The following is a 16,457-nucleotide window of genomic DNA, read 5'->3' on the forward strand; positions in this document are numbered from 1 at the left end:
CCAGTATGACATGCGGTTCCACCGGAGATAACAGCGCTTTGCCGACACATCAAGTGACACCGCCCCTCGATAGTCTGGTGCTCTACAAGACCAAACCGGCGCGCGTGGCCGCGCTCGGCGAGAAGATTGAGATCGAGCTGGAGGGCGGTCAGACCAAGCGCGTCCGGCCCAAGGACATCGAACTGCTGCATCCGGGGCCGCTGCGCCGGTTGTCCGAACTGGTGCCGCTCGACGGCGAGATGAACGCGGCCTGGGAGCTACTGGAAGGCGGCGAGACCACCCTGCGCGAGCTGGCCGAACTGGCCTTTAGTGATTACACGCCGGCGACGGTCTGGGCCGCTTGGCAGTGCGTTGCCGAGGGGCTGGCCTTCGTCGGCACGCCCGAGTCGATCCAGGTTCGACCGCGCGACGTGGTCGAGCGCGAGCAGGCCGAACGCGCCGCCAAGGAAGCCGCCGAGCGCGACTGGCGTGCCTTCCTGGAGCGTATGGCCGCCGCGCGCCCGGCACCCGAGGACGCCCCCAGGCTCAGCGAGGTCGAGCGTCTGGCGCTCGGTCAGTCCGAGCACAGCCGCATCCTGGAGGCGCTCGGCCATCCGCAGACCCCGGAGAGCGCCCATCGCGCCCTGATCCGGGTCGGACACTGGCCCGAGCGGCACAATCCGCATCCGCGCCGCTGCGGCGCTCCCATCGCCGACGTCGAACTGCCGGTCCCGGATCTCGACGAGGAGACCCGGCTCGACCTCACCCATCTGCCGGCCTATGCCATCGACGACGAGGGCAACCGGGATCCCGACGATGCCCTGAGCCTGGACGGCGATCGCCTCTGGGTCCATGTCGCCGACGTCGGTGCCCTGGTGCATCCCGACAGCGAGCTGGAACGCGAGGCACGCGCACGCGGCTCGAATCTCTATCTGCCCGAGGGCGTGGTCAACATGCTTCCCGGGCTCGTGACCGAGCGGTTGGGTCTGGGCTTGCAGGAGGTCTCTCCCGCGCTCTCCTTCGCCCTGCGCTGCGACACGGACGGTGAGATCCGCGACATCGAGATCCATCGTACCTGGGTGCGCGTCACCCGCCTGAGCTATGAGGCCGTCGAGCACCGGCTGAACGAGGAACCCTTCGCCGCCCTGCGCGCCTTCACCGACCGCTTCCGTGCCCGGCGATTCGCCCAGGGCGCCAGCCGTCTGGCCCTGCCCGAGGTCAGCGTGCGGGTCGAGGATGGTCGGGTCAACATCCGCCCGCTGCCGCGGCTCATGAGCCGCGAGCTGGTGACGGATGCCATGCTGATGGCCGGCGAAGCCGCCGCGCGCTTCTGTCTGGAGCACGAGATCCCGATCCCCTTCGCCGTCCAGCCGCCGCCCGACTCGGCCGAGGAGAGCACGGATCTGGCCGGCATGTATGCTCGTCGGCGCGGTTTCAAGCCGACGCGCCTAGTACTGGAGCCGGACCGGCACGCCGGCCTGGGCCTGGAGCGCTACACCCGCGCCACCAGTCCGCTGCGGCGCTATTCCGATCTGCTGGTCCATCAGCAGATCCGTGCCTGGCTCGACGGCGCTCCGCCGCTCGATCGCGCGAGCGTGCTGGAACGCATCGGTGAGGCCGAGCAGTCGTCGATCGCGGTGCGACGCGGCGAACGACTCTCGAACCAGCACTGGAAGCTGGTCTATCTCAAGGAGAATCCGGGCTGGAAGGGGCAGGGCGTGGTGGTGGCGCTCGAAGAACGCCGGGCCGTGATCCTGGTGCCGGAACTGGCGCTGGAAGCGCGCATTCGGGTCCGTGATGCCGTGACGCTCAATCAGCCGCTCCGGATCGCCGTCAACGAGGTCGATCTACCGGATCTCAGTGCGAGTTTCCGCACGCTGGGTTGAGCGGGGGCGAGCGTCGTGGAGGCGGGGTGCGCGAAGGGATTCGGCGCCTGACGTGTGCCGGAAATGTCGATGTCGAGGGATTCGAGCCGACCGCCTTCGCGCTTTGGGTTTCGCTCGGAGCGATCAGGCGCCCCAGGAGCGGACCGCGCCCGTGTCGAGATGGACGAAATCGGAGCGCCGGTAGTAACCCACGCCGCCACGCCCGAGCGACACGGCGGCATCGCGCAGATGACGGGTCGAGAGATCGGGCAAGCGCACGTCGATCGCCTGACCGTGCAGATGCAGGCTGCGCTCGGCTACACCGCTGGAAGCCCTTCTGAGTCGCGCGTTGGTTGCCGGCGAGCGGTAGGCGCTGATGACGTCGAAGCGGGCGTCGGTGTCGCCGAGCCTGAGCTTCAGGTCGTAGAGGATGTCGAACAGTTGCGGATCCATGTTCGTGACGTCGCCGGTGCGGAAGTCACGGAAGAAATGGTTCAGCCGTTGCAGCGCGGGGCGCTGGTAGGTGTCGCCGATGCGATAGGTGACATCGACCCATTCATCGGTATGCAGGTGGCGGAAAGACAGGACACGCGGACGTTCGGTCGTGCGGCGCGAGAAGAAGGGCGAGGCGGCAACGGGAGCGGCCGCCGCGGACAGGGCCATCCCTAGGAAGTAACGTCGATTCATGTTCCCCCCGGTACATTTAGTGACGTTAGTCGATTTGGAGGCTCGATTATAGTGTGCTCGCCAGCCATGGCAAATGAAAATTTGTTCGATCTCAATTTCAGCGCGATTTTTATACTCCACACTAAAAACCAATCATAACTATCGAGATTCAAAGCAAACCGCCATGCATCCCGAGCAAGATATGATTGGGCTTCGAGTGACTTTGGAATCAGGTGTTTGGCGCTCGTCATGGCGCCGGCTGTCTGCGAGATTCAGGCTGCTTTCAGGGCGCGAATGGACTATGCTATCCCGTGATCGTCGAATCTCTAAGGGGGGCGAGGGATGTATGGAACGCTGAGGACGGCCGTGATGATCGGTGCCGTTGCGCTTGCATCCTGGGGAACGGTACGGGCCGATATCTACAAATACGTCGACGCAGCGGGCAATGTCTACTTCACCGATACGCCGCTGCAGGGCAGCCGTTACAAGCTCGAATGGCATCGCGAGTCGCGCCGGGTCGCGCGCGAGGTCGAGCCGCAGGTGGAGTCGAGCATCGCGGCGCGCGGGCGCGTCATCACCAGCCGGCCCAAACCGGCTCCCAGTCTCAGTCAGTCGCAGTCGCAGCGGCGCGAACTCTATCATCATCTCGTCCTGGCCAACGCGCGCCGCTACGGACTCTCACCGAGTCTGCTCCATGCCGTCATCCGCGCCGAGTCGGCCTACGATCCCACAGCCGTCTCGCGGGCCGGCGCCCAGGGGCTGATGCAGCTCATGCCGGACACGGCCGCGCGCTACGGCGTCCGCGACAGCTTCGATCCGGCCGAGAACATCCGCGGCGGTTCGGCCTATCTGCGCGATCTGCTCGACATGTTCGATCAGGACGTCAAGCTCGCGCTCGCCGGCTACAACGCGGGCGAAGGGGCCGTGATCAAGTATGGCCGCCAGATTCCGCCCTATGCCGAGACCCAGGACTATGTGCGCAAGGTGCTGCGTTTCTATGCCGCCGAGCGCCCGAACAGCTTCATCATGTCGGCCCAGTCGGCCCGTTAGGCCGGCTCAGTCCTCGCCGATCACGCGCGTGTCACGCGGGGTCGAGAGCAGGCGTTCGGCCTCGCCCTGCTGGCGCGCGAAGATCAACCGATACTCCACGCCCGTCTCACGCGGCTCGTTCTGGCGCCGTTCGCGCACCAGTTCGCGTGCGCGCTGATACTGATCGACCGTTTCGAGATGCTCCAGTTGGCGGGGCGGGGAGATCTTGTAGACGAAGTACGGCATGTCTCTTGTTTCCTGGTTCGGGTTAGGCGTGTATTGCTTGGAGATGCAGGCACGAGTGGCCTATATCCTGCGGCTGGACGGTTTTTCAAGGTAGCGCAGACGGTGTCCTGGCGCCAGAAGGCGTGCACTGTGCCCATACCACAGGTTCTCCTCCAGCGCCCCGCAATTGACCCATATCAAGCAATCCGAATCTTCCGATGGACCCATGACGGGCGCTTGCCGTAATGTTGCCTGCCGGCCCTCGCTTGCCGGTTGAAACGCGCAAGACACCCGAATCCCGCGGCCAAGACCCGGGATCCTATCGACCACCTCGGAGGACATCCTCATGGCTTGGAGCATTCCACGCCTCTCCCGCCGTGCCTTCCTGAAAACCACAGGCTATGGCGCGGCCGGGCTGACACTCCTGTCGCCCGCTGCCCAGTTCGTCAAGACCGCCGCCGCCAGGGACGAGACCATCGAAGAGGTCTCCTACAGCATCTGCAATTTCTGCTCCTCGCTGTGCAACCTCAAGGTCACGACCCACACCCGCAACGGTGAGAAGCGCGTCGTCAAGCTCGACGGCAATCCGCATTCGACCCTCAATCGCGGCAAGATCTGCGCGCGCGGCCAGTCCGGACTGCGCCAGACCTACGACACCGACCGCCTCAAGACGCCGCTGATCCGCGTCAAGGGCTCCAAGCGCGGCGAATATGCCTTCCGTGCCGCGAGCTGGGAGGAAGCCTACGCCTATATCGCCGAGAAGAGCAAAAACGCCGCGATCCGGCCCTGGGAATGGACCATGGTCGGCGGCTGGACCTCGTGCGTGTTCTACATGAACTGGGCCGTGCCCTTCGCCATGGCCAACGAGGTGCCCAACATCGTCGCCTCGCCGATGCAGCACTGCGTCACCACGGGGCACTTGGGCACGGATCTCGTCACCGGCAACTTCAACATCCACGACGAGATGCTGCCGGACTTCGACAACGCCAAGTACATCCTCTTCATGGGCAACAATGCCTCCATCGGCGCGGTCTCGACCTGCCGCATGGTGCGCTTCGCCCAGGGGCGCAAGAAGGGCGCGAAGATCGTCTCGCTCGACCCGCGCCGTTCGGAGACGGCGGCCAAGGCCGACGAATGGATCCGGATCCGGCCCGGCACCGATCTGCCCTTCCTGCTGGCCATGATGCGCATCCTGATGGACGAGGGGCTGTACGATGCCGCCTTCCTGCGCAAGCACAGCAACATGCCCTTCCTCGCCTATCGCGACGAGGCCGGCGAGCTGCGGTTGCTGACCGACGAGCAGGACCGACCCCGCGTGCGGGTCGAGGGGAGCGACGAGGTGCGCACGGTCGCCGCCTTCGGCAACGACAATACGGTCGATGTCGACGGCAACGCCTTCACCCCGGCGCTCAGGACGCCCAAGGACTACAGCCTGGACGGACGGGCGGTGATGACGGTGTTCGAGGCCCAGCTCCGGGAGCTCGAACCCTACACCGCCAAATGGGCCGCCGACATCACCGGCATCGACGCCGAGGTCATCGAGCGCATCGCCCATGAGTTCGGTACTACGCGCCCGGCGATCATCGATCCGGGCTGGCATGGCGCGCGCTACGGCAACATCATGATGACGCGCCGCGTCCAGGCCATGATCCAGGCGCTCACCGGCGGTCTCGACCGCGTCGGCGGCTGGATGAACTCGGCCGAGGTCCATCACAAGGCCGCGCGCATGTACGAGGCCATGGAGCATGGTTATGAGATGGGCTCGCCGCTGGCCACGCTCGCCGGCATGGCCTTCGCCAAGATGGTCATCGGCGCACTGTCCAAGGGCGAGAACTTCTCGCACGGGCATCCCGGCTGGACCTGGGCCTGGAACGCGCAGGAGAAGGCCGCCGGACACTTCAGTGTCGCCCTGCCGGTGATGACCGAGTCCGGACTGCGCGAGTCGGTCGAGGGGCGGGTCAAGTTCAACGACGAGCCCTATCCGACGCGCGCCTTCCTGATCAACGCCTCCAATCCGGTGCGTCACTATTATCCCGACTCGCGCTGGAAGGAGACCCTGAGCCACGAGAACGTCGAGCTGGTGGTGATGATCGAGGTGCTGCCCTCGGACACCGCGCCCTATGCCGACGTCATCCTGCCCAACACCACCTATCTGGAACGCGACGAGCCGACCCTCTACGGCAACGGCGTCAACCATGATCTGGCGTTGACCACGCGCTACGCGGCGATTCCGCCGCTCTACGACACCGAGGAGACGGCCGACATCCTGCTCAAGATGACCGAGATCATCTCGGGCAATACCGACACCTTCCACGACTGGGTCGAGAAGCTGACCGGTCTGAAGGCCGCGCCGGTCAAGGCCGCGCTCGAACGCAACCGTCAGACCATGAAGAAGGGCGCCTATCAGCTCGCCTGCCGCGAGGTCGCCTTCAATCAGGCCGCCGAACGGCTCGGGGTGACGCCGGATCATATCGACCGCGTGCTGCGCACCAAGGGCGTCTATCACGAGATCGACCGCGAGCAGATCCTCGAAGAGCACGCCATGCCCTGGAAGATGCCGGTGCCGACCGAGAGCGGACGGGTCGAGTTCTTCTCCAGCCTGATGCGTCAGTTGCGCGACGGCGGCCACACGGCGCCGAACTTCAATGTGCTGGCGGGTGATGTCCCGATCCGGTTGCGCTCCGGCTCGCCGCGCGAGATCGCCGCGCCCCTGGCCAAGGACGAGTTCTATTTCACCTACGGCAAGACGCCGACCGTCTCGCACGCCTCGACCAACAGCAACAATCCGGTGCTCTCGGCGATCAACGAGTTCAAGAGCGACGTCTACAAGGGGGTCTGGATCCATCCCGAGCGCGCCGAGCGGCTGGGGATTGCGATGGGCGATCCGATCCAGTTGACCAACACCCAGTCCGGCCAGCAGACCACGGGCAACGCCTATGTGACGCGCCTGATCCATCCGGACGTCATCTTCGTCTACAGCTCGTTCGGCGTCGAGAACCCGGCCCTGTCGCGCACCCACGGCGACGGCACCGCCACCAGCAAGCTCATCCCCTATCAGGTCGAGCCGGTGGTCGCGGGCTTCCGCTCGCAGGAATTCACCGTCCGCGTCAACCGGGCCTGAAGGAGAGGATTCTGATCCATGACTCACTATGCAATGGTCATCGACCTCAACACCTGCGTCGGCTGCAACGCCTGCATGGCCGCCTGCGCGATGGAGAACCAGACCCCGGTCTGGGACAAGAACAAGTGGCGTACCTATGTGCACGACAAGGAGATCGGTCTCGGCTCGGACGTGCAGCGGCGCTTCTTCCCGCGGCTGTGCAACCACTGCGACAACCCGCCCTGCATGACCGTCTGTCCGACCGGCGCGACCCGGAAGAAGGCCAACGGCATCGTCTTCGTCGACCAGGATCTGTGCATGGGCTGCGGCGCCTGCGCCATGGCCTGTCCCTATCATGCGCGCGTTCCGGTCACCCGGCGCGACATGCGCGAGGGACGCGAGTTCTACGGCTCGGACTATCGGCGCACCAGTCCGAGCATGGACAAGTGTTCCTTCTGCGATCATCTGGTCGAGCAGGGACGCAAGCCGGCCTGCGTCGAGACCTGTGTCGGTTATTCGCGGATGTTCGGCGATCTGGACGATCCCAATGATCCGGTGGCCCAAATGGTGGCGAGCGGTGCGGCGCGGGCGCTGATGCCGCACATCGGCACCCGGCCCAATGTCTACTACATCGACGATATCCGCTGGAGGGGCTGAACGATGGACGTCAACATGACCTATGCGACCCAGGAGATGTGGACCTGGTGGCTCGCCATCTATCTCTACTTCGGCGGTCTCGGCGCGGCGACGCTGGCCGTGACCTTTCTGACCGATATGTATCTCAAGCCCAACCGCGCGCTGGTGATCTGGGGCGCGGGCGCGGGCGTGGTGCTGCTGGCGCTCGGCTCGCTGATGCTGTTCGGCCATCTGCTCGACAAGACGGCGGTGCTGACCGTGCTCAATCCGATGGCGATGCTCAATCAGTCGAGCGCCTGGATCGCCTGGGGCACGCAGTTCATCATCTGGATGATGGTCTGGGGCGTGCTCTATGCGCTGCCCTATGTGCGCGAGACCGAGTTTCCGCACAGGGTGCCGGGCATCCGCGACCTGATCGACAAACCGTTCGTCATCGGTACCTCCAAGCTGGTGCAGCGGTTCCATCGCAGTGTCGGCTGGCTGGCGGTCATCAATGGCGTGGGCGTGGCGGTCTACACGGGGTTGCTGCTGCAATCCTTCCCGGCGGTCGCGCTCTGGCACAATCCGGCGGTGCCGCTGCTGTTCACGGTCTCGGCCTTCTCGACCGCGATGGCGTTCCTGTTGGTGCTGATGTATACCCTGCTGCACGATCAGGCCGATGAGCACGTGCGGGTGCTCTATGAGCGCATCGATCTGGTGCTGATCGCCGCCGAGCTGGTGATCCTGTTCTCGCTCTACCAGTATCTCAAGAACGGCTCGGAGTCGGCCGTGCGCTCGCTGGAGCTACTGTGGAACGACTACGGCTGGCTGATCGGCTTCATCGGCTTCGGTCTGATCTTGCCCTTCCTGCTGGAACTCAAGGGCGTGATGCGCGGCTGGGGCAGCCGGGTGCCGATCCTGACGGCGGCGGTGCTGGTGCTGGCGGGCGGCTATCTGCTGCGGCATTACTTCATGTATGCCGGGGTCTATGCCTATCCCTGGTGAGGTGAGATCCAGGTTAAAGAATCGACCCGTCGCAGGATGGGCAGAGCGAACGCGATGCCCATCTTCTCAGGTGCTCCTACGAGGATGCGTGTTCTGGACATCACCCAAGACCATTCGATGACATTCGACCGGGATCCAAGCCATCTGCGCCGACTGGCTATGCTGCTGGCGATGCCTGAGACGGATGCCCTGGAAGCGTTGCGCGAGATCGCCGACGAAGAACCCTGGCTCGCGGAGCCGATCGCCGAGCTGGAATCCCTGCCGCCGGAGCGCTGGCAGGCCGAGCACACGCGGCTGTTCGTCAGCGGCTATCCCAAGACGCCCTGTCCGCCCTTCGAGTCGGCCTATCGGCAGGGCAACATGGGCGGCACGGCGGCGCCGGATCTCCAGGGACTCTATCGGCGTGCCGGTTTGGAATCGGGCGAAGTGCCGCCCGACTATCTGGGCACGCAACTGGAGTTCGCGGCCTATCTGCTGGATGCGGGGTCGGGTGAGGGCGACACGGATTGTTCGGCCGGTACGCTGGCCGCCGAGCTGTGGAGCAACCATCTATGTCGCTGGCTGCCGCGTTTTGCCCGCGATCTACAGACACAGGCGGACTTGGCCCTGTATCGCGGTCTCGGCGAGCGTTTGGCGCGACTCTGTTCGACGGACGAGGATCGAACGTCGGAGCATTCGGATGACGTCTGAAGCCGCGTGGTGTCTCTGCTCCGAAGATCTCGCCGAAGATCAGGCACTGAGCGCGGCGGTCGTCACGGTCCACGCGCGTATTCTCGCCGAGACCTTGGCGGGCGATCCCATGCTCAACCTCGCCCTGCCGATCGAGGTTCGCGCCCTGCGTCGGGTCGAGGACTGGCGCGTGCTGTTGCTGCTGACGCCCTGGATGCTGGCGCGTCTGCTGTTCCCCGACCGTGCGCCATCGCTCGCGCTGCCCGAAGGCTGGTCGGCTGCCGAACGCACGGAAGCCAGGTATCTGGTTCTGGGGCCGCGTCTGACCTTCGATCTGTTCGGCCAGTCGCAACAGGCCCATCTCGGCTATCACGACCAACTCGGGCACTACCTGCTGCAACCGCTGTGTCTGAACATGGAACCCTATCGCGACGCCGATGCCGTCTTCGAGCGCTGGAGCGAGGTCATCCGCGTGCGCGACGAAAACATGGAAGCCGCACGCCGCGATTGCCCGATGCAGAAGGAGATCTCGCGGCGCGAGCTCTTCCGGCGCCTGAAGCCGGGTGATTGATCGGCTGGTCATCCCGGACACCATCTGCTACAAACGGATCGTCCGAACCATGCTGGAGAGACGAACCCGATGCGAAGACTTCCGGTCTATCTGTTGCTCGACACGTCCTACTCGATGAGCGGCGAGCCGATCGAGGCGGTGAAGAACGGCGTGCAGCTCCTGGTCTCGACCCTGCGCCCGCGACGTCAGAAAGAGCACCAACGAGGCCAAGGGCGACTGGCGGCCGCTGCTCTTCGTCATGACCGACGGCAGCCCGTCGGATCTGCTCGCCTATCGTCACGCCATCCCCGAGATCCACAGGCGTCATTTCGGCTCCATCGTCGCCTGTGCCGCCGGTCCCAAGGCCAAGGACGAGGCGTTGCGCGAGCTGACCGATCGGGTGGTGCGGCTCGACACCCTGGACGCGGCGGCCTTCTCGGGGTTCTTCAAATGGGTCTCGGCCAGTGTCGCGGTCGGGTCGAGCAGCGCCGGGCTGGAAGGGCGGGTGACGCTGCCTCCGCCGCCGGCCGAGGTGCAGCTCGTGCTGTAGCCAGTCAGGTTCGCGGATCGGCAATCAGCCGGCGGCAATCGTCAGGTGGCCGACTGGTGCGGATGTCGGTTTGACCTTGATCTCGATGTCGTAACCGAGCCGGGTCAGGCATTCCATCAATTTGCGCTCGGACAGGTTGGCGAATTGGCCTCGCAGCAGGGCCGATACCTTGGGTTGAGTAATTCCCATGCGACGACCGGCTTGTTCCTGCGTGAGACCGAGTCGGCGGATGGCACGGGTGATCTCGATCACCAGACCGGATTTGATCTTAAGCTTTTCGGCCTCGGGCAGTTCAAGATCCGCGAAGACATTACCTGAACTCGTTTCGACCTCGATGCCTTCAATGATGCGTGTTGTCATGTCTCAGTTCCTGTGCAATCGTTTCGGCCACTTTCAACCGGGCGCGAATCAGCTCGATGTCTGCTTTTGGCGTCGAGATCCCGCTCTTGCTCTTCTTCTGGAAGCAATGCAGCACGAACACGGCTTCGGCGAATTCGACGGTGTAGACCGGCACGGTAGGTGCCGCCGGTATCGTCTTCGACGATCTCCAGGACGCCGGCGCCGCCGAATCCCTTGAGAACTTTGGCCGCCGCGTGCCGTTCGCCATGTTGAGCGAAATCCAGCGCATGACCGAAGAACTTCCGCACCCTGAGCGGAAGTTCCATCAGATCTTTTTGCTGCTTCCGACCCACAACAGGGGTTTTTGTCGATCAGTCATGCGAGGAATTATATCGTAAGTGGTATAAACAAAGCAGATATCGGATTGCGTGAAATGGGATCAGCAACCACGGCAAGTATCGCGAGAGCATCTTCGAGCAGACCGGCGGCGACTACTGGCGCAACCTTTTCTGCTGGCCGACCGCGATGCTGGAGCACGAAGGCCGGCTCGGGCTGGTCGCGCCCGCCTATCCGCGTCATTTCTTCTTCGAGCACGGCTCCAGGAACGGCGACGTCCTCAAGATCCGGGGCCGTGAGAAGGAAGGCAAATGGTTCGCCGCCGCCAATCTGCGCAACCGCTTCATGGAACCGCGCGAACTGGGCGACTGGCTCGGCCATCTCCGCGCCTGTCTGCTGCCGGCGCGCGCCGTGCGCCGGTTGCACATGGCCGGACTGGCGCACTCGGACCTGTCCTACAAGAACGTCCTGATCGACCCCTCGCGCGGCCGATCCTGCGTCATCGACGTCGACGGCCTGGTGGTGCCGGGCAAGTATCCGCCCGACGTGGTCGGCACGCCGGATTTCATCGCCCCGGAAGTGGTGACGACCAGCCATCTGCCCAAGGACGACCCGGCGCGTCATCTGCCCCGACGCGAGACCGAAACCTCTATTCATCGCGCAAGGAAGGCCAGTTCCGACCGGACGACCACCGGCTCATGGTCTGGACCGGCCAGTCGCTGTTCCACTGGCACGCCAACACCCTGATCGCGCCCAACGAGAAGCTCACCGAAGACCAGAAACGGCGCGTCGGCTATTTCGTCCTGCACGAAGGACGCTGGCGGCTGGTCAACGAGGGGCTGCCGGATCTGCTCGACGTCTCCAACCGGACGGCGGTTCCGGTCGGCGACCGGGTCGAGCTCAAGGATGGCCAGCAGATCCTGCCGGCCAGGGGCGAGGGCGGACGGTTGGTCGTGGTGCAGATGGTCAAGGCGTGAACGCGCTCAGAATGGCCACACCCACTCATCGACATCCGGCTTGTCGATGCCGTGATCATAGGCGTAGTTGCGGCACTCGATCTGCCGGTCGCGCAGCTTTTCCTTCACATGCGCCCCGGCGACCTGGAGCCGCGGCACCCGGTTGATGACATCGATCGCCAGACTGAAGCGGTCGATCTCGTTGTTGATCGCCAGTTCGAGCGGCGTGTTGATGTTGCCCTTCTCCTTGTAGCCGCGCACATGCAGGTTTTTGTGATTGGTGCGCCGGTAGGCCAGTCGATGAATCAGCCAGGGATAGCCGTGGAAGTTGAAGATGATCGGGCGATCCTTGGTGAAGAGACTGTCGAAGTCCGCATCCGACAGCCCATGCGGATGCTCACCGGCGGGCTGGAGCTTGAACAGATCCACGACATTGATGAAGCGGATCTTGATGTCGGGGAAGTGCTCACGTAACAGCGCCGTGGCCGCCAGCGCCTCCTTGGTCGGGATATCGCCGCACCCGGCCATCACCACATCCGGTTCCGTGCCCTGATCATTGCTCGCCCAGTCCCAGATACCGATGCCCTTGGTGCAGTGCTTGATGGCCGCGTCCATGTCCAGATACTGGATATGGTTCTGCTTGTCACAGACGATGACATTGATGTCGTCACGGCTCTGGAGACAGTGGTTCACCGTCGAGAGCAGGGTATTGACGTCCGGCGGCAGATAGATGCGCGTGACCTCGGGGTTCTTGTTGACGACGACATCGAGGAAACCCGGATCCTGATGGGTGAAACCGTTGTGGTCCTGCCGCCAGACGGTCGAGGTGATGAGCAGATTGAGCGAGGAGATGCGCGCGCGCCAGGGGATGTCCTCGCAGATCGACAGCCACTTGGCGTGCTGGTTGTACATGCTGTCGATGACATGGACGAAGGCTTCATAGGTGGCGAAGAAGCCGTGACGCCCGGTGAGGATATAGCCCTCGTACCAGCCTTCCAGCGTATGCTCGGAGAGCATTTCGAGCACGCGCCCGTCGGGTGAGAGTTCGCCGCCGTCGGCATCCTCGGGCCTGTAGTCGCACAGCCAGAGCTTTTTGCTGACCTCATAGACCGCATCGAGCTTGTTGGAGGTGTTCTCGTCCGGGCCGAAGACGCGGAAGTTGTCCGGGTTGCGCGCCATCACATCGCGCAGCAACGCGCCGGTCGGCTTGGTGTTCATGGCGCGCGCGGTACCGGGCTTGTCGACGCGGATGGCATAGTCGCGGAAATCCGGCATCCGCAGCGCGCGGCGCAGCAGTCCGCCGTTGGCGTGCGGGCTGGCGCTCATGCGCTTGGTCCCTTGGGGCGCGAGTGCCTTGAGTTCGGGGATCAGTCGGCCCTGGGCGTCGAACAGCTCTTCGGGCTTGTAACTGCGCATCCAGTCTTCGAGTTGCTTGAGATGCGCCGGATTGTCGTGCATCCCCGAGAGCGGCACCTGATGCGCGCGCCAGAATCCCTCGACCTTGTGCCCATCGACCTCGGACGGCCCGGTCCAGCCCTTGGGCGTGCGCAAGACGATCATCGGCCAGTGGGCGCGCGTGGCCTCACCGCTGGTACGCGCGTCCTGCTGGATGGCCCGGATCTGGTCGTGACAGGCGTCCAGGGTGGCGGCCATCTGCTGATGCAGGGTCAGCGGATCGTCGCCTGCGACGAAATGCGGCGTCCAGCCGTAGCCGCGCATCAGGCTCGCCAGTTCTTCATCCGGGATGCGCGACAACAGGGTCGGATTGTTGATCTTGTAGCCGTTGAGATGCAGGATCGGCAGCACCGCGCCGTCGCGGATGGGATTCAGGAACTTGCTCGAATGCCAGGAGGTCGCCAGCGGCCCGGTCTCGGCCTCGCCATCGCCGACCGCCACCGCGACCAACAGGTCCGGATTGTCGAAGGCCGCTCCGAAGGCATGTGAGATCGAGTAGCCCAGCTCGCCGCCCTCGTGGATCGAACCGGGCGTCTCGGGCGTGCAATGCGAGCCGATGCCGCCGGGGAACGAGAACTGCTTGAAGAACGCCTTCAGACCCTCCTCGTCCTCGCTCTTGTTGGGATAGATCTCGGAGTAGGTGCCTTCCAGATAGACAGGCGCCAGCACCCCCGGTGCGCCATGCCCCGGACCGGCGAGAAAGATCGCGTCCTGATCGCGCTCGCGGATGATCCGGTTGAGATGCACATACATGAAGGAGAGTCCGGGACTCGCGCCCCAATGGCCCAGGAGTCGCTTCTTGATGTGCTCCGGCTTGAGCGGCTCGCGCAACAGCGGATTGTCGCGCAGATAGATCATGCCCACGGCCAGATAGTTGCAGGCGCGCCAGTAGGCGTCGATCCGGTCGAGCTGCTCGGGCGTGAGCGGGGTGGCGGTCGCGGGCGTGGTGTCGTGCGTCATGGTCATCCTGTTTTTTGCTCCTGAGTCCGGGTTGAGATCACATCGAAATACGATACAGGCCGATCGTGACCTTCTGATGATCGGACCGCCTGATCGTTCGACCTCAGGAGACGACGACCGCCGACAAAGGCGCGTCCGACAGCTTTCAGATCAGTTCCTGGGTGACGAACAGATAGCCCAGCGCGACCGTGACCACGGCGATGGCCACGTAAGGGAGTAGAATGCAGATGCCCGGCAGGTCGTTGCAGATCCGACTGTACTTGCAGAGTTTACAGCTTCTCATCAGTCTCTCTGTCCGCTCGTCTGTGTGTGAATGGCGCTTCGGCTCGCCCGTGGACGGGCCGGAGCGGTGATCGATCTCGGGTATCCTTCAAAAGCCGCGCTATCCTTACCCAAGTTCGCGCCAGGTTCAATGGTTCCTTCCGTGCATTTCTCAACCCCAGGCATCGTCATCCCTTGAAGACCTCATCCAGCTCCAGTAGCGCGGTCCATCCGCACGGACTGGCCCCGCGTGTCGGCTTCGTCAGTCTCGGCTGCCCCAAGGCCACGGTCGACTCCGAACGCATCCTCACCCGGCTGCGTGCCGAGGGCTATCGGCTCCAGCCGACCCATGCCGAGGCCGATCTGGTCATCGTCAACACCTGCGGCTTCATCGATTCGGCGGTCGATGAGTCCCTGGACGCCATCGCCGAGGCGCTCGACGAGAACGGACGGGTGATCGTCACCGGCTGTCTCGGCGCGCGCGCGGAACTGGTGCGCGAGCGTCACCCCGAGGTGCTGGCCGTCACAGGCCCGCACGCGCTGGAAGAGGTGATGATCGCCGTGCACGCGCATCTGCCGGCCCCGCACGATCCCTTCACCAGTCTCATCCCGCCGCAGGGCGTGCGTCTGACGCCCAGTCATTACGCTTATCTGAAGATCTCGGAAGGATGCAACCACCGCTGCCGCTTCTGCATCATCCCCAGTCTGCGCGGCGCTCTGGTCAGCCGCCCGATCGGCGAGATCCTCGACGAGGCCGGACGTCTGGTCGAATCCGGGGTGCGCGAACTGCTGGTGGTCTCGCAGGACACCAGCGCCTATGGACAGGATCTGGGGCATAGGCCCGACTTCTGGGGCGGGCGTCCGCTACGCACTCACATCACCGAACTGGCGCGGACGCTCGGCGAGTTGCCGGCCTGGATCCGGCTGCACTATGTCTATCCCTATCCGCACGTCGACGAGCTCATCCCGCTGATGGCCGATGGGGTGATCCTGCCCTATCTGGACATGCCGCTCCAGCATGGCAGCGAGTCGGTCCTGCGCGCCATGCGCCGTCCGGCGGCGACCGAGAAGGTGCTGGACCGTCTGGCCCGCTGGCGCGCCGACTGTCCCGAACTGGTGCTGCGCAGTACCTTCATCGTCGGCTTTCCCGGCGAGACCGAGGACGATTTCGAACGCCTGCTGGACTTCCTGCGCGAGGCGCGGCTCGACCGGGTCGGCTGCTTTCCGTATTCAGCGGTCGAGGGCGCGGCGGCCAACGAACTGCCGAACCCGGTTCCGGAATCGCTCAAACAGGAGCGCCTAGAGCGCTTCATGGAGGTGCAGGCCGGTATCAGCCGCGAGAAACTGGCCGCGCGCGTCGGACAGCGGCTCACGGTGCTGGTCGACGTGGTGGAGGAAGACGCCATCATCACCCGCAGTTACGGCGACGCCCCCGAGATCGACGGCGAGGTCATCATCGAGGGCGCCTGGGAGATCGATCCGGGCGACTTCATCGAGGTCGTGATCACCGAAGCCGGCGAACACGACCTCTGGGCGCAGCCGGTCGAGGACGAGGAGTGACGGGCGTCAGTCTCAGAACGCCGGCCCGCTCTGCTTGCCGAGCTTCTTGAGGATCAGCGCCAGCGGACAGAAGCCGGTGAAGGCCGACTGGAACAGATTGGCGCCGACGAAGGCGGTGAACCACAGCCAGTAGGGGCTGACGAAATGGGCCAGCAACAGTGAGATCAGGATGAAGCCGCCGGCGACGGCGAAAACGATGCGTTCGATCGACATGGAATTCTCTACACTTGATAGTGGGATGGATGGCGGTCGGATCTTACTGAGTCGAGGCGGCCTTGTTCAACCGAGCCCGGATTCCAGCCGCGACACATCATCGTGCACGGACATTCGTTCGTGC

17 protein-coding genes and 2 pseudogenes are annotated in these 16,457 nt (G+C 64.3%); 11 read left to right on the top strand and 8 right to left on the bottom strand.

The window, feature by feature from the left end:
- The first annotated feature begins 38 nt into the window (after positions 1-38).
- Positions 39-1,865, top strand: a complete 1,827-nt coding sequence (locus tag Atep_RS03810; RefSeq protein WP_213380347.1) for an RNB domain-containing ribonuclease — start codon at positions 39-41, stop codon at positions 1,863-1,865.
- A 123-nt stretch (positions 1,866-1,988) separates the two neighbouring features.
- Here Atep_RS03810 and mepK read toward each other — a convergent pair whose 3' ends face one another.
- A complete protein-coding gene (mepK, locus tag Atep_RS03815) occupies positions 1,989-2,531 on the bottom strand; it encodes a peptidoglycan L,D-endopeptidase MepK (protein WP_213380348.1) in 543 nt (180 codons plus the stop codon).
- Positions 2,532-2,879: 348 nt separating this feature from the next.
- On the opposite strand from mepK, the gene Atep_RS03820 reads away from it, so the two are divergent.
- Positions 2,880-3,560, top strand: a complete 681-nt coding sequence (locus tag Atep_RS03820; RefSeq protein WP_236786448.1) for a lytic transglycosylase domain-containing protein — start codon at positions 2,880-2,882, stop codon at positions 3,558-3,560.
- Positions 3,561-3,566: 6 nt separating this feature from the next.
- Here the strand turns inward: Atep_RS03820 and Atep_RS03825 are convergent, their stop codons facing one another.
- Complete coding sequence (locus Atep_RS03825) at positions 3,567-3,785, bottom strand: hypothetical protein (RefSeq protein ID WP_213380350.1); 219 nt, start codon at positions 3,783-3,785, stop codon at positions 3,567-3,569.
- Between the two features lie 325 nt (positions 3,786-4,110).
- Here Atep_RS03825 and Atep_RS03830 point away from each other — a divergent pair, with 325 nt between their 5' ends.
- The 6 genes and pseudogenes from Atep_RS03830 (at position 4,111) to Atep_RS03855 (ending at position 10,253) form a co-directional block, all read left to right on the top strand.
- Positions 4,111-6,885 (top strand): molybdopterin-dependent oxidoreductase, encoded by a 2,775-nt coding sequence (locus Atep_RS03830; protein ID WP_213380351.1) that lies wholly within the window; start codon positions 4,111-4,113, stop codon positions 6,883-6,885.
- 18 nt (positions 6,886-6,903) lie between these two features.
- Positions 6,904-7,521 carry a 4Fe-4S dicluster domain-containing protein gene (locus tag Atep_RS03835; protein WP_213380352.1) on the top strand — a complete coding sequence of 206 codons (618 nt, stop codon included), beginning with the start codon at positions 6,904-6,906 and terminating at the stop codon, positions 7,519-7,521.
- 3 nt (positions 7,522-7,524) lie between these two features.
- Positions 7,525-8,484 carry an NrfD/PsrC family molybdoenzyme membrane anchor subunit gene (gene nrfD, locus Atep_RS03840; protein WP_213380353.1) on the top strand — a complete coding sequence of 320 codons (960 nt, stop codon included), beginning with the start codon at positions 7,525-7,527 and terminating at the stop codon, positions 8,482-8,484.
- Positions 8,485-8,601: 117 nt separating this feature from the next.
- The gene (locus tag Atep_RS03845) at positions 8,602-9,174 is read left to right on the top strand and encodes a TorD/DmsD family molecular chaperone (RefSeq protein WP_236786449.1); all 573 of its coding nucleotides are present in this window, start codon (positions 8,602-8,604) and stop codon (positions 9,172-9,174) included.
- Complete coding sequence (gene hybE / locus Atep_RS03850) at positions 9,164-9,724, top strand: [NiFe]-hydrogenase assembly chaperone HybE (protein ID WP_213380355.1); 561 nt, start codon at positions 9,164-9,166, stop codon at positions 9,722-9,724. The genes Atep_RS03845 and hybE overlap by 11 nt, the downstream gene beginning before the upstream one ends.
- 69 nt (positions 9,725-9,793) lie before the next feature.
- A pseudogene (locus Atep_RS03855) lies at positions 9,794-10,253 on the top strand (vWA domain-containing protein).
- Between the two features lie 24 nt (positions 10,254-10,277).
- On the opposite strand, the gene Atep_RS03860 reads toward Atep_RS03855, so the two are convergent.
- The 3 genes and pseudogenes from Atep_RS03860 to Atep_RS16865 all read right to left on the bottom strand — a co-directional run.
- A complete protein-coding gene (locus Atep_RS03860; RefSeq protein WP_213380356.1) occupies positions 10,278-10,613 on the bottom strand; it encodes a helix-turn-helix domain-containing protein in 336 nt (111 codons plus the stop codon).
- Positions 10,594-10,860: a type II toxin-antitoxin system RelE/ParE family toxin gene (locus Atep_RS03865; protein ID WP_272876317.1), complete on the bottom strand. Its 267-nt coding sequence runs from the start codon at positions 10,858-10,860 to the stop codon at positions 10,594-10,596. Before Atep_RS03865 ends, Atep_RS03860 begins: the two co-directional genes overlap by 20 nt.
- Positions 10,823-10,918, bottom strand: a pseudogene (locus Atep_RS16865) (hypothetical protein); the annotation flags it as partial. The gene Atep_RS03865 and the pseudogene Atep_RS16865, both read right to left, overlap by 38 nt.
- Positions 10,919-11,117: 199 nt before the next feature.
- Between Atep_RS16865 and Atep_RS16450 the strand changes: the two are divergent.
- Positions 11,118-11,675 carry a protein kinase family protein gene (locus Atep_RS16450; RefSeq protein WP_236786452.1) on the top strand — a complete coding sequence of 186 codons (558 nt, stop codon included), beginning with the start codon at positions 11,118-11,120 and terminating at the stop codon, positions 11,673-11,675.
- Positions 11,627-11,905: a hypothetical protein gene (locus tag Atep_RS16455; RefSeq protein ID WP_236786454.1), complete on the top strand. Its 279-nt coding sequence runs from the start codon at positions 11,627-11,629 to the stop codon at positions 11,903-11,905. The genes Atep_RS16450 and Atep_RS16455 overlap by 49 nt, the downstream gene beginning before the upstream one ends.
- Positions 11,906-11,911: 6 nt before the next feature.
- On the opposite strand, the gene Atep_RS03875 is transcribed toward Atep_RS16455, so the two are convergent.
- Positions 11,912-14,305 (bottom strand): phosphoketolase family protein, encoded by a 2,394-nt coding sequence (locus Atep_RS03875; RefSeq protein WP_236786457.1) that lies wholly within the window; start codon positions 14,303-14,305, stop codon positions 11,912-11,914.
- A gap of 139 nt (positions 14,306-14,444) precedes the next feature.
- Positions 14,445-14,582, bottom strand: coding sequence for a hypothetical protein (locus tag Atep_RS03880; RefSeq protein WP_176975417.1), 138 nt, complete (start codon positions 14,580-14,582; stop codon positions 14,445-14,447).
- Positions 14,583-14,755: 173 nt separating this feature from the next.
- Between Atep_RS03880 and rimO the strand changes: the two genes are divergently transcribed.
- Positions 14,756-16,120 carry a 30S ribosomal protein S12 methylthiotransferase RimO gene (rimO, locus tag Atep_RS03885; RefSeq protein WP_213380357.1) on the top strand — a complete coding sequence of 455 codons (1,365 nt, stop codon included), beginning with the start codon at positions 14,756-14,758 and terminating at the stop codon, positions 16,118-16,120.
- Between the two features lie 12 nt (positions 16,121-16,132).
- On the opposite strand, the gene Atep_RS03890 is transcribed toward rimO, so the two are convergent.
- Positions 16,133-16,333 carry a YgaP family membrane protein gene (locus Atep_RS03890; protein ID WP_213380358.1) on the bottom strand — a complete coding sequence of 67 codons (201 nt, stop codon included), beginning with the start codon at positions 16,331-16,333 and terminating at the stop codon, positions 16,133-16,135.
- Between the last annotated feature and the right edge of the window lie 124 nt (positions 16,334-16,457).

The organism is Allochromatium tepidum, from assembly GCF_018409545.1.
GTDB classification, from domain to species: Bacteria; Pseudomonadota; Gammaproteobacteria; order Chromatiales; family Chromatiaceae; genus Thermochromatium; species Thermochromatium tepidum_A.